The following is a 12766-nucleotide window of genomic DNA, read 5'->3' as shown; positions in this document are numbered from 1 at the left end:
ACCACCGTCATCAGAGTCGTCCGTGCCACCACCATCATCAGAGTCGTCCGTGCCATCTTCATCAGGGTCGTCCGTGCCATCTTCATCAGGGTCGCCCGTGCTATCGCCCCCGAGAGGCTCGGGATATGAGCCAATCACTTTTTCCAGTTCATTATTTGCGTCTGGATCATCTGCTGTACCTGGTTTATTTCTATAAGCCTGGTGAAAGTGTCCACCATCTGATGAACGTATTTGTTTTACACCATCAAATCCGGCTGGTGTTCCGCCCGCATGAGGATGTGAAAAAGCCGTGAATGTAGCAGTTAAACTCAGAGTACATAATATCAGTGTCAATTCTAAAATTTTTTTCACTTTATTTTAATTCCTTAGTATTAGTTAATCGATTCCCAACATAAGCCAGAGCCATTCAATTCTCCGTGAAATTCCCCAAATTTCATAAGGGTTCTGGAGATCAGCGACGTAAAAATCCGCGTAATCCGTGTAATCCGCGATTCGGATAATTTAACAATTGAATAATCCTGGGCGGGATTGTGTTAAAAAGAACAAAGAGGCGCGCCTGCAAGGCACGCCTACGATTTGTTTTCTGGATACAGGGGATTACGAACATCCACTCGTTGCGCCACAGTTTGCGCAGCGATAGCAGACCCCACTTCTCATCATCAGGGCGCCGCACTCGAGACAGGGCGGCGCATCCGCATATTCGAGAACGACCTGCTTCTCATGCGCCAACCATGAATCCGTTTCACCGTTACTCCCGTGTCCGTAAGGATGGAGTTCCTCAGGAGGGACCATCTCTTCATCCATATCTATCATGTTTCCCGCTTGTGGTTCCTGCGTGAGAAATTGTGTGCCGAGCCACCGGAAAACGTAATCTATAATCGACTTCGCCATCGGAATGTCAGGATTAGATGTAAAACCTGACGGTTCAAATCGGACATGGCTGAACTTATTCACGAGCGACTCTAACGGCACGCCGTACTGCAACGCAATAGAAGTGAGGACCGCTACAGAGTCCATCAGTCCAGAGACAGCTGTTCCCTCTTTGCTCATACGGAGGAAAACTTCTCCGGGGCTACCATCTTCGTAGAACCCAACGTGGATATAGCCTTCATGACCGCCTACGCTAAATTTGTGGGTCATAGAGGAGCGTGTGTCAGACAGACGTTTCCTGATGGGACGTTCAGTCGATGCGTCAGCAATAGCCTCATCGGTTTCACTCTCCGCATCCTGTTGGCTGCGGGTTGAAAGCGGTTGGCTACCTTTGCTACCATCCCGATAAACGGCGAGACATTTGACACCGCGCCGCCACGCTTCCACGTATAGCGTTTTGATGTCGTCTACCGTTGCGTCGTTCGGGACGTTGACGGTCTTGGAGATGGCACCAGAGATAAAGGGTTGCACAGCCGCCATCATTTTCAGCGGTCCCATGTGATTTATGTAACGAGTTCCGTGCTTACCACACTGGACAGCGCAATCGAAAACGGCATAGTGCGTCGGTGAGAGGTGTGGCGCGCCCTCAACCGTGCCTGTGCCACAGATGACCTCTTCAGCAATACTGATTTCGTTTTCACTGAATCCGATTGCAGAGAGAAGATTAAAACTGAGATCTGCGGCTTCTTCTTCGGTTATACCTAACCGTTCAAGACACGCTTCGCCGAGAAAACCCGGGGCAAAAGCGAGGTTCAGATCGAACGCACTCGGTAACATCTCCGCAACACGGGCGATATCTTCCTGTGTGAAGCCTTTCCGTTTCAATGTGTCCGCATTGATGTGTGGGGTCCCATCAAAAGTGCCCGTGCCGACGAGATACTTAATGATGGCTTCAGTTTGCTGAAGTGTATAATCTAAGTTGTGCAAGGCATCACGAACGCTCTGATTCACAATTTTCATGTACCCGCCGCCTGCCAACTTCTTGAATTTGACGAGCGCAAACTCCGGTTCAATCCCCGTCGTATCACAATCCATCAGGAAAGAGATCGTTCCGGTCGGAGCGATAACACTAATTTGGGAGTTCCGATACCCCCAACGTTCTCCCTTTTCAAGACAGACATCCCAATCCGCTTTTGCAGCATCCAAAAGGTCGGATGGGCATGCCATCGCATCGATACTGTAGGCGGCATCGCGGTGCATCCGCATAACGTCCAACATAGCGTCGCTATTGTTCGCGTGTCCCGCAAAAGGACCGATACTCCCCGCAATCTCTGCGCTTGTTTGATACCCCGTACCACTCAGGATGGCGGTAATCGCACCTGCGTAAGCACACGCTTGGTCACTGTCGTAGGGAATCCCTAAACGCATCAAGAGCGCGCCCAAGTTCGCATAACCGAGTCCGAGCGGACGATATTCATGAGAACGGTGCGCTATATTTTCGGTTGGATATGAAGAGAGATCTACGATGATTTCCATCGCAGTGATGAACACACGCACAGTTGCCTGGAAGCCTTCAATGTCAAAGGTGTTATCATCTCTCAAGAATTTCGCAAGGTTAATGCTGGCGAGGTTGCAGGCAGAATCATCTAAGAAGAGGTATTCACTGCAGGGATTACTTGCATTAATCCTGCCTGTATTTTTACATGTATGCCATTTCTGAATCGTGCTGTCAAACTGGACACCCGGATCTGCGCATGCCCAAGCGGCATAAGCGATCTTCTCCATTAGCGTTCTGGCATCGTATTCGTCGGCGACTTCACCGCTTGTCCGGTACGTCGTTTTCCATGAATCCCCTTGTAGGTAGGCACTCATGAAATCATCTGGAATCCGGACAGAATTGTTGCTATTCTGTCCACTGACGGTGCTATATGCCTCACCATTGAAATCGGCTGGATATCCTGCAGCGATGAGCGCCTTCGCTTTGTTCTCTTCTCTTAGTTTCCAGTCGATGTAATCAGCAATTTCTGGGTGATCCATGTCGAGGATGACCATTTTGGCTGCGCGTCTTGTAGTACCACCAGATTTGATACTACCTGCCCATCGATCGAAGCCTTCGAGGAATGACAGGACCCCTGAACTCTCACCCCCGCCGGAGAGGAGTTCACCCTTCGCGCGGACTTTGCTGAAGTTCGAGCCTGTGCCACTGCCGTATTTAAAGAGACGCACTTCGGCTCTCTGGAGCTCCAACATAGAGTCCAGAGAATCGTCAACGCTTTGGATGAAACAGGCGGAATTTTGCGGGTGTTGGTATGCATTGGTCGTAACCTCGACTTTCTGTGCGTCTCGGTCCCAATAGTAGCTGCCGCCGCCCCCCTCAATATGATATTCATGCCACAAGCCGCAATTAAACCAAACAGGTGAATTGAAAGCACCCCGTTGTGTAACGAGGATATGCGTCAATTCCATCTCAAACGCCTCTGCGTCTTCAGGAGTAGCAAAATACCCGCCGAATTCCTCGCCTGCGCGACGGAGCGTGCGCGCCACCCGTGTAACCAATTGGCGAGCACTGTCTTCCGCTTCAGCACTGGGTAATCCGGCTTTTCGGAAATATTTCGATGATGCAATATCTGTCGCGAGCTGCGTCCAGTCTACCGGCACCTCAACCTGTTCCTGTTTAAAGATAACATCACCCTTTTCATTGTAAATGACCGCGTCGCGACGTTCCCACTCCAACAAGTCGTAGGGATGAACGCCGGGCGTGGTGAAATAGGGTGTGAAAGTGAGTCCCATCCGATTACCTCCGCTATAATGCTTTGGAGAGGTTGCCTCTTCATCAACCTCGTTCGGATTATCAATCGTCATACTCGTAGTACCCCTTTGGTTGTCAATGCGCCCAAACAAAACAGACTGATAACCATTTTATGATGATATACGCTCGAAAGCGCGTCTGTAAGAATTTCTATAGTTATAATTAATTTTCAATAATAATTCGGTGGTAACGTTTCTTTCCCGCGCGGAGGAGCAAAGCATTCTCCTCAAGCAGATCGGTCCCAACAACCGTATCTATCGCGCGGTACTGTTTTTCGTTGATGTAAGCGCCTCCCTGTTGGACGAGCCGCCGCGCTTCGCTTCGTGAATTTGCTAACCCGACTTCATGGAAGAGTTCCATGATGGGAATCCCGCGGGCGAGTCGTTCCGGTGAGATAACCGAAGTCGGCATCGCGACTTCATCAAGGTTCCCACCCCCAAACGCAGCACGTGATGTCGCTTGAGCTTTGTCCGCCTCTACCTGTCCGTGGGCGAGTTTTGTGGCTTGATATGCTAGAACTTCCTTGGCTTCCCGAATCGCTGCGTCTTCCAAATTACTTAGCTGTCGAATCTCATCCATTGGGAGGAAGGTGAAATACGCTAAAAACCGAGAGACATCGCGGTCGTCGACGTTAATCCAATATTGATAAAATTCATAGGGTGAGGTGCGTTGCGCATCCAGCCAAACCGCACCGCCTGCGGTTTTTCCCATCTTTGCGCCACTGGCCGTCGTGAGTAGCGGAAAAGTGACTGCGTGAACACGTTCGCCTTCGACGCGACGGACGAGATCAACCCCTGCGAGAATATTGCCCCACTGGTCGTCCCCACCGAGTTGGAGACGGCACCCGTACTCCTGAAAAAGACACAGATAGTCATAAGCTTGGAGCAGTTGATAGTTAAATTCGAGGAATGAAAGTCCGAGTTCACGCTCAAGACGTTGCCGATACCCTTCTGCCTTGATCATCTCATTGACTCGAAAGTGTTTGCCGATATCGCGTAGAAATTCAATGTAATTTACGGATAGCAACCAATCAGCGTTATTCAGAAACCTTCCGGTTTTTGATGAAGTCTGGGAGTTCTCGTTATTTGCTATTTTGTTATCAAGATTTAAGTAGCGTTGTAACTGGGCAAGGATGTCTTTGCTGTTCGTTGAGATTTGTTCTTGCGACAACATCGGACGCATATCAGTTTTATCTGTGGGATCGCCAATCATCGTCGTGCCGCCCCCGATAATTGCGATCGGTTTATGCCCGGCGCGTTGCAGGTGTGCCATCACCATGATCGGGACGAGACTCCCGACATGTAGACTTGATGCTGTCGGATCGAAGCCGACGTAGTAGGTGACCTGTTCTTCACCTAACAGGCGTGTTACCTGTTCAGCATTTGTGGTCTGTTTGATAAAACCCCGTTCATTCAGTTCCTCAAAGACGTTGTCCATTTTTTTAATTTTCCTTGCGGAGGCATGTATTTTTTCTAAAAAAGGATTCGGAAATTTGATAGCAGATTTATGCTGGCAATCTAATAGGACTTACGTAGTTCCTCTTAAAGTCCCCCTGATAAGGGGATTTAGGGGGTTAAATCACTGAAATAACGCCGTTTTGGGTGAAATATATTGCTTTTTTATACAATTTGCGTAAGTCCTGTCTAATTTGGAAATTAGGGAATGTTCTCTTAAGAACGCCCCTTCCTCTCAATATTATACAAAATTTTTACATCTCGTTCAAGCATTTCCTTTCAAAAATCTTTTGCGCTTTTGAAGTTAAGACTGTGAGAAACCAAGTTTATTTCGATTCGTTATCGGCTGGTACTGCTGAATGACTGAAGTTTCTAATAAATGCGTTTCTGCTTCATTTTCTGTAAAGGCGACCGAAAATGCGACGAGGTCTGTGAACATCTGAAGATATTTTCGCAGTTCAGGATTTTCTTCGTAGGAAATATGATCAAGCAACCGCCGCCGTACACATGTAATAGACAAACCAACATAGAGGCATGTGTATGCGTCCTCAATCTCACCGGGAATCCACAAGGCATATACACCGCAGCGATCTATTGGCAGCTTCCGAATAGCCTCTCGCCTAAATGGCGCGCGATTTCGTTCAAATTGGTAACGCGTGGCAAAAGATGTTGTTAGATTGTCAGCGGACATGGTACTCTCTTTGACAGAAGTAGGACAGCCGGTCTGGGGTTGCCCTTACACGTTGTGTATTAAAACATCTCACGTTGCTTCGGATCCTCCATCTCGCTCATAATTTTATCCCACGACGTAACAAACGTGAGTTTGATAAAAGTGTCAAGTTGGGTTTCGCTACCGCTATTTAAGCAGAAAGTGCCTTAGAAAAGGGCAGATGTGTCCGAATACGAAGGCTTTTGGTGTGTATTTACCGCTCTACCCAACCTACGAATTTATTCTCAAGTTCACGTCATTACGTCCTCCTTTAGTGCATGTGCAACCGCTTCGGTTTCGTGGGTTCTTCCTTATCCACTTCATCATACCTTTGGAACGCAACGGCTTTTCTTTTCTCCCAATCTTCGAGTTTAGCGATAAAGGAAACTCTTTCCGCATCATTCATATTCTTGACAAACTGCGCGCGTTCTTCAGCGGACTTGTTTAGGTAGAAATCATCGAAAAACTTATCGTTCTCGGCTGCGATCTTTTCCCATTCCTCATATAATGCCCTACGCTTTTTCCTGTATGCCTTATCCTTCACATACCACCTTGAGAACCGGTCGGCATCGGAAAAGACCGCCTCATGGTCTTGGCAGTCAGGATATTTCTCACGATGGCGTGTGATCTCGCCATTCATCGCCCGGTCATAGGTGGCGCGTTCTTCCGCCGTGAAGTGGGATAGAGACGCTTCGTAAGCCTCAAGTGCTATGTCTCTGTAGTCCTCCACAGGTGCATCTGCTTCTATGACAGGTTCATGCGGTTCGGCGTGCCACGTGCCATCGGCGTGGAAGTGTCCACCATCTGCGGACTCTATAACATCAAGGGCGGACGCGGGTTGTGGTGCCACCGGCGTGGCAGACAACGATTTTACGCGGGCGGCGGTCTCGGCAATCTCGCGTTGCATCTGAGCTTCAAGGTGTTTCAGATACAGAATGCCACCGGCGATAATAACAACGACCAGAAGCAATGTTCCAAATACCACACGTCTGAAAAAAACATCTTTTAACATTTTTCTATACGCCTTTATTCATTGAAAAATCACAACGGGTTAGTTGAGTAAAAAGGGTTTCATGCGTTTCCAAATCGCACGCTCACCTTCTTTTTCAATGAGTATCTGCTTTGCCTGTATATCAACCCCAGTTTGAAAAAAGTCCGATAAGTCAAGAAAAATGCCCATTTAACCAAAAATATCCCATTTTCACGGCGTTAACCCCCTAAATCCCCCAACTCCCCTGACAAGAGGAGAAGAGGGGATCTTCTCCCCTTGTCTTTCTCCTCTTATCAGACCGGTTCAGGGGGACTTTAAGAGGGAATGCGTCTATTCTAAATATTTATCAAACTCACGTTAAAATAGGAACGCTTCACGCACTGGCACCGTTTCACCACTGTCCCGTTCCACACGGCTATAGCGGGAGTAGACCTCCATGCCGGGACCGATGGCGGCTTGTGCTAAATCCACTGGGGCAATATGTCCTTCTCGCGTGAATTGGTCAAGGGCAGGTGGTATCGTTTCCTTCAGTTCGTCCAGAAATTCACGGCGGGAAGCAATTGGTGCATCAGCAGGACGCGGGCGGCAGACTAACACGACAGAAGAAGCCAACGCGTTTATGTGTGCTTTAAGTGCGTTTGTCTGTTCAGTGTGCATGGGCCATGTACCGACTATTTGAAAACCGCTCGACACGATCGCACTTAACATCGTTTCCCAACCCGTGGAAGTCTTGCCATCCTGTTCGGTCTCTTGCTGCCTATAGGCATAGAAGATGGAGGAAGGGAATTGGTCAGTGCAATGCTTTCGCATCTGCTTTAACGTCTTATTTAGGAGATCCTCAAAATGCTGACGCGGGTCTTGAAACCGATATCGATTCGCGACCATCTCTTCTTCCTTCGGGGTCAACATACCCGCGAACAGTTGGGGATAGATGTCGCGGAGCCACTGACGCAGCCATACGTAGAAGAAATCTGAAGAATCGGCGTAGTGTATATTATCATAATAACGCCGCCGTGTGTATTCGCGAATGAGGATACAATCTTGGGAATATGTTTAATTTCGCGCTTATACTCAACGCGGACACCTTCGCCAAATTCTCGGCAAAATTCTTCAACATCTGCAAACATAATTTCATCTTTGGATTTTGTAAAAAGCACTTTTGTATCCTTCGCTTAGGCATGTTTTGTCCCTGATTCGTCTGCCGTGTGTACCTGCCCTGTCCTTTCAAGTGTTGGTTTTGTCCGGATGAGTCTAGCTTCCGGTAATTGCTTTTCCAATTCTTTCAAATCCTGATAGATTGCCTGCAAATCGTAGTTGAATTTTGAAGCATATTCATTTTTCATTTGCCGAGTTTCTTCAACGATAGGGTCTTTCCATATCATGATTTATCTCCACTAATTCTTCTGGTGTACAAATAATAACAGGTTGATAACTGGCTTTTTGACAAACCTTGGCAATAAGTTGCTGTTTTGTTGGATTGACAATATGCTTAAAGTTCCATGAGACGAGGTACTGTATCTGATGACATGCCGCAAGTGCAATGTGAAGCGCATCGCGCGCCGCCGCAGGTGGTAAGGCTTCAGTCTCTACCAATTGACGAGAAAGCGTTAAAGATTCTTCAGATACCTTCAATACTCTGATTGTGCTAACCAGTTCGCGTCTCTTTTGGGCGGTTTCTGAATCGCCTTGACTAATTTCTCGCAGGACTAAACCTGAGATAACAAGTTCAAACCGATTCGCATAGTTATTCCACCATTCACGAGTCATCCATTGCCGCGAGGCTATAGTTAACGTGAGTTTGAAAAAAGTTTAGTCTTTAGAAAAGCACGGTGAACCTCGCTGACCTCCTGAAGTTCAGCGAGGTTCACCGTGGGTTTGTTTTCTAACGCTAATTTTATCCTGTGAGACGAGGACGTATTCTTGCAAAGAATCAATTTGGCGGTAGTGTGCGAATTTTTCGCCCCTGTCATACGCCTCCGTGGATGGCGACAGCACTTCTATAAGCACAATCGGATTAAGCAGTGTATCGAAAACATCATCCTCAAAGCGCGGTTCACCACAAACAACAACGATATCCGGATAGGTATAAGAGTCTGTTTGATGAGTCTTCACCCGCATTTCGCTAACGTAAGTCTCACACGCGCCATCTATCAATTGGGTGTAAAGCCCATTAAACATATTACCGATGATGAGATTATGCTCGCGACTTGCGCCGGACATGGCGACTATCTGTCCATTCAGATATTCGTGTTTTGTGGTCGCCTTGCGTTCAAAAGCGAGATATTCTTCAGGGGTCAGGTAAGTTTGTGCTGCAGCGGATGCCATGTGTGCCTCCATAAATCTTGCTTCGGAGTAGTGCCGATTCCGAGAGAGGAACCGGCATAGCAAATTACGAAAGGAGACGTCTATTCTTCCTCGTCTTCCGCGTAAGAGTGTCCGCTGAAAATTGCCCGGACCTGTTTCGCTGTTTTGGGACCCGAGAGCAGTTTCCCAATCCGATCGCCCTCTTCTTCAAGCAACGCCTTGACGTTCGTCAGGACTGCCTCCAGTTTATCTGCTGGAAACTTACACGCCCCGTTCTCGTCCATGTGGATGATTTCGCCGGGCGCGACATCCATTCCGCCTATTGAGACAGGGACGTTGACGGCTTGAACCGCCATCGCACCGTGTCCGGGAGTGATACCGCTTAACAGATACTGGAATTCCATTGGGCGGATTTCGTCAATATCGCGTGAGGGTCCGTTTGAAATGGCACCTAAGCAGCCGACGGCTTTCATTGCTGCTGTCATATTGCCGCCTGCTAAACCGACCTTATTGGCGAGCTCAGGCGGGAACTTCTGCTCAAATGCGAAGATCGTCGGTTGTTTGGAAGCACCCATCGCGTCAATGACATCCATAAAAGAGAGTTCTGAGTAGTTCGGATCTGGGACGCTGTAGACGCACGTCACCGCATAACCTGCGAGGGCTCCGAGTTCAGGATACATACAACGGATGGTTGTATCCGTATACCAATTCTCCGTCCACGGATTATAGAGTCCAAGACAATGTGGACTCCCTGGATAGGTAGCAACCACGTTTGTGATTGAAGGCGTATCGTATTTGCGCAGTTCTGCCAACATTTCCTGTTCTGTTAGTGCCATTTTAATGGTTCCTTGCGGTTCGGTGGGTTCACTTAGGTTAATAACGTTCGTTGACGTATATCCGCCTGCATGTTTTTGCTTGGAGTCTTTGCTTGGGCATTTCTGCGCATTTCTGCGTATTGTTGCAGGCTCTAATTTGGGTTGAATCGGGAATAGGTTTTAGACAGGCATTGTTCTACCAGCGTATGCCCGTCCGATGCGTGCAGCTTCTTCGCCGCCACCGGTGATTCGGACACCCGCGTCGATGCTCGCCTCGATTGTATCGGGTGAAGTGCTTTCCAAGAACGCGATGCCAGCGCCTTTGCACGCCTCGAAAACGCGATTTCGGGCATCTTCCAATTCTTGTGGACGTGGGTTCGGTGCATTCTTGTAGCCAAATGACATGCTCATGTCACCCGGACCCCATTCAGCAAAGGCGATGCCAGGGACCTGTGCCGTAATTTCGACATTCGCTAAAGCCCGCTTGTTTTCGAATTTGAGACCCAATAGAAGTTCACCGTCTGGGTTCAGGGGCCATGGATCAGCGACATCCAAGTATTCATCAGCAGAGATGCCCCAGATCGGTGCCGCGGAACCTTGCCCGGCGGAGCCGCGCCTTCCAACATCCAATTGTGTGCCAACGCCGATGGTCTGGAATGGGTAACGGCACGCTTCAACAAACGCTTTGACGGCTTCTGGAGATTCAGCATGACAAAGTAGCAAGCCGTGCACACCGCGTGCCAGGAGTTGCCGCATCTGCCAACCGTTGGCGCGTATCACATCTGCGCTGATACCATCTACTGGCAATTCAACAATAATAGCCGGGGTTTGGTGCCCGCTATTGGTGGGACCGCCGTCAGCGAGCCCACGCATGAAACTATCCAATCCCGCGAGATCGAAACTCCCATGCTCCATGCCGACATTGATGTAGTCTGCCCAGGTTTTTGCCATCGCGCGACCCGCGTCATAGTTCAGGTTCGCGCCCGTGTGACTGCCCGTATAGAAGACAGGCTGGTCATCTGCTAACAATTCAATCGCTTTATTAACGCGTTTCGGCATTGCGAATTCTCCTTAATAAAGTAACGTGAAAAATGAAAAAATAGTTTCGATCGCTCTCCACTTGTTTTGGTGCAACACGCTTAAAAAAATTGTAGCAAACCCGTGACTATTTGTCAACAATTTTTTTAGAAAATTGCGCACAATGACAGCCAAAAATTCTGAAAATCCTTGACAAATCTACGAGGTTCGGGTAATCTAAAGGGCGCATCCTGCATTAAATTTTTCTAAGGAGTGGTCAATATTATGAGAGCACTTGTCGTTAAATTATTGTCAGATAAAAAACGCGAAAAAATTGTTGTCACCGATTGGGAAGAGCCTGCACCCCCTACCGGAAACGAAGTGCTGTGTCAAGCTGTCTTCACTGGGCTGACCAACGGCACGGAACGCAATCAACTGATCGGTGGGAACTATTCAGCCTCCGATACCCGTCTGCCAACTACCGACGGATACCAGAACGTCGGCAGAGTTATTGAAACAGGACCGGATGTAACGCAACTTCAGGTTGGTGATCTTATCTATGCCAGTGTGAACCATGTCGAACGGTTCACGATTCCAGAAGATGGGCTTTTGTTAAAATTACCAGAGGATATTGACCCAAGCGAAGCCGCCCTCTTCGGTATCTCTGGTGTCGCGATGCATTGCTGCCGGCGTGTTGATCCGCGCATTGGGGAAAAGGTACTTATCGTCGGACAGGGCTGCATCGGTATGTTTGCGGCGCAGATCGCTAACGCCATGGGTGCCCGCGTCACAGTTTGCGACATTGAGGAATCTCGACTGGAACAGAGCCGCCAACTCGGTGTAGCAGAGGCGGTTCTCAACACAAATGGCGAGGGTTGGGATGCTCAAATTCAAGAGGGTTCCTTTGATGCCGTCATGGATTTCGCGGGGGTTCCAGATATGGTAACACCGATGATACAGGCTTGCAAAGTTCGGGGGCGATTGCTCTTGGTTGCTGGGCGTTTTGATGTCAATTACACCTTTAACGTTGGACAACATAAGGAGATTAGTATCCTTCAGTGCAGCCACTTCACTTGTGACGATTTGGAAAATCTCTGTCGCTTGCTCCGCCAAGGTTCTGTCAAGATTGCACCCCTCATTCGACATAAGGTGGGTGTTGACGAGGCACCAGAAATATATAGATCGCTCCGCGATGAACCGATGCGTTTGTTAGGGAGTGTGTTTCAATGGGAATGAGGTCTAATTTTACTTCCTGGTCCTAACCAGACTAAAGTTTGGACAATATTATGATATTCAAGCTGCCTTGTCGAAAGGCAGTGGGGGCTCTTGTTGTTGAAAGGTCTGAATATTCTGCGAGTTTTTATTTTCAGTGGAACTCGTAGAAAATCGGTGGTCTCTGATTTGTGCTTTCAGATAAGCGACTCGAAGGCCTTGTGTGAGTTTCTTTGGATGATACCCATGAATGCCAAGAAACTCACAGACGGTCTTGACGTTTATGGGTTTCTCGGTTGGGTGTGGCAGTGAGAAGATGAGTTTCGTCAAAGACGCTGCGATGAAACACGGCATCGCCTTTATCGCGAACCGTCTGCGGAACAATGAGTTTCACCCACACCGGAAAAAGCAACCATTGGGTAGGCGTAGCACATAAGAGTCCCAAAGCCCCAAACTCATGTCCGTAATGGAACTTCGATGGGTTGACGCGGCGCGAATGATAACTGAAGTTTCGAAAGAAGTGAAGCCCTCATTGTGAACCCCCCGTTTTCAAGGCCTGGGTTTGATCATAAACATAGACCCATT

General features: G+C 48.4%; 12 protein-coding genes. 1 reads left to right on the top strand and 11 read right to left on the bottom strand.

Annotated elements, in window-relative coordinates; genetic code table 11:
- Window positions 1-597: 597 nt before the first annotated feature.
- From F4X88_04345 to F4X88_04300, 10 genes are all read right to left on the bottom strand, one after another.
- Complete coding sequence (locus F4X88_04345; protein ID MYA55507.1) at window positions 598-3732, bottom strand: vitamin B12-dependent ribonucleotide reductase; 3135 nt, start codon at window positions 3730-3732, stop codon at window positions 598-600.
- A 109-nt stretch (window positions 3733-3841) separates the two neighbouring features.
- Entirely contained in the window at window positions 3842-5116 is a 1275-nt protein-coding gene (locus F4X88_04340; GenBank protein MYA55506.1) for a tyrosine--tRNA ligase, read from the bottom strand.
- 321 nt (window positions 5117-5437) lie between these two features.
- Window positions 5438-5824 (bottom strand): hypothetical protein, encoded by a 387-nt coding sequence (locus F4X88_04335; protein ID MYA55505.1) that lies wholly within the window; start codon window positions 5822-5824, stop codon window positions 5438-5440.
- Window positions 5825-6113: 289 nt separating this feature from the next.
- Window positions 6114-6854, bottom strand: a complete 741-nt coding sequence (locus tag F4X88_04330; protein ID MYA55504.1) for a hypothetical protein — start codon at window positions 6852-6854, stop codon at window positions 6114-6116.
- A gap of 336 nt (window positions 6855-7190) precedes the next feature.
- Window positions 7191-7718, bottom strand: coding sequence for a hypothetical protein (locus F4X88_04325; GenBank protein MYA55503.1), 528 nt, complete (start codon window positions 7716-7718; stop codon window positions 7191-7193).
- 287 nt (window positions 7719-8005) lie between these two features.
- The gene (locus tag F4X88_04320; GenBank protein MYA55502.1) at window positions 8006-8215 is read right to left on the bottom strand and encodes a hypothetical protein; all 210 of its coding nucleotides are present in this window, start codon (window positions 8213-8215) and stop codon (window positions 8006-8008) included.
- Complete coding sequence (locus F4X88_04315; protein MYA55501.1) at window positions 8190-8600, bottom strand: type II toxin-antitoxin system VapC family toxin; 411 nt, start codon at window positions 8598-8600, stop codon at window positions 8190-8192. Before F4X88_04315 ends, F4X88_04320 begins: the two co-directional genes overlap by 26 nt.
- An 87-nt stretch (window positions 8601-8687) precedes the next feature.
- Complete coding sequence (locus F4X88_04310) at window positions 8688-9170, bottom strand: Uma2 family endonuclease (GenBank protein ID MYA55500.1); 483 nt, start codon at window positions 9168-9170, stop codon at window positions 8688-8690.
- Window positions 9171-9238: 68 nt separating this feature from the next.
- A complete protein-coding gene (locus F4X88_04305; GenBank protein ID MYA55499.1) occupies window positions 9239-9973 on the bottom strand; it encodes an RraA family protein in 735 nt (244 codons plus the stop codon).
- A gap of 159 nt (window positions 9974-10132) precedes the next feature.
- Window positions 10133-11011, bottom strand: a complete 879-nt coding sequence (locus tag F4X88_04300; GenBank protein ID MYA55498.1) for a hypothetical protein — start codon at window positions 11009-11011, stop codon at window positions 10133-10135.
- A gap of 243 nt (window positions 11012-11254) precedes the next feature.
- Here F4X88_04300 and F4X88_04295 point away from each other — a divergent pair, with 243 nt between their 5' ends.
- On the top strand, window positions 11255-12205 hold the full coding sequence (locus F4X88_04295) for a zinc-binding dehydrogenase (GenBank protein MYA55497.1): 951 nt from the start codon (window positions 11255-11257) through the stop codon (window positions 12203-12205).
- A gap of 57 nt (window positions 12206-12262) precedes the next feature.
- Here the strand turns inward: F4X88_04295 and F4X88_04290 are convergent, their stop codons facing one another.
- On the bottom strand, window positions 12263-12565 hold the full coding sequence (locus F4X88_04290) for a hypothetical protein (protein MYA55496.1): 303 nt from the start codon (window positions 12563-12565) through the stop codon (window positions 12263-12265).
- Window positions 12566-12766 lie beyond the last annotated feature (201 nt).

It is taken from the genome of Candidatus Poribacteria bacterium (genome assembly GCA_009839745.1).
GTDB lineage: Bacteria > Poribacteria > WGA-4E > WGA-4E > WGA-3G > WGA-3G.
Note: the sequence above shows the minus strand (reverse complement) of the source record. Positions and strands in the feature narration are given on the sequence as shown.

Coding starts and splice junctions, on each gene's coding strand:
- F4X88_04345 (MYA55507.1), bottom strand. CDS start 3,732: ATGACGATTGATAATCCGAACGAGGTTGATGAAGAGGCAACCTCTCCA.
- F4X88_04340 (MYA55506.1), bottom strand. CDS start 5,116: ATGGACAACGTCTTTGAGGAACTGAATGAACGGGGTTTTATCAAACAG.
- F4X88_04335 (MYA55505.1), bottom strand. CDS start 5,824: ATGTCCGCTGACAATCTAACAACATCTTTTGCCACGCGTTACCAATTT.
- F4X88_04330 (MYA55504.1), bottom strand. CDS start 6,854: ATGTTAAAAGATGTTTTTTTCAGACGTGTGGTATTTGGAACATTGCTT.
- F4X88_04325 (MYA55503.1), bottom strand. CDS start 7,718: ATGGTCGCGAATCGATATCGGTTTCAAGACCCGCGTCAGCATTTTGAG.
- F4X88_04320 (MYA55502.1), bottom strand. CDS start 8,215: ATGATATGGAAAGACCCTATCGTTGAAGAAACTCGGCAAATGAAAAAT.
- F4X88_04315 (MYA55501.1), bottom strand. CDS start 8,600: ATGACTCGTGAATGGTGGAATAACTATGCGAATCGGTTTGAACTTGTT.
- F4X88_04310 (MYA55500.1), bottom strand. CDS start 9,170: ATGGAGGCACACATGGCATCCGCTGCAGCACAAACTTACCTGACCCCT.
- F4X88_04305 (MYA55499.1), bottom strand. CDS start 9,973: ATGGCACTAACAGAACAGGAAATGTTGGCAGAACTGCGCAAATACGAT.
- F4X88_04300 (MYA55498.1), bottom strand. CDS start 11,011: ATGCCGAAACGCGTTAATAAAGCGATTGAATTGTTAGCAGATGACCAG.
- F4X88_04295 (MYA55497.1), top strand. CDS start 11,255: ATGAGAGCACTTGTCGTTAAATTATTGTCAGATAAAAAACGCGAAAAA.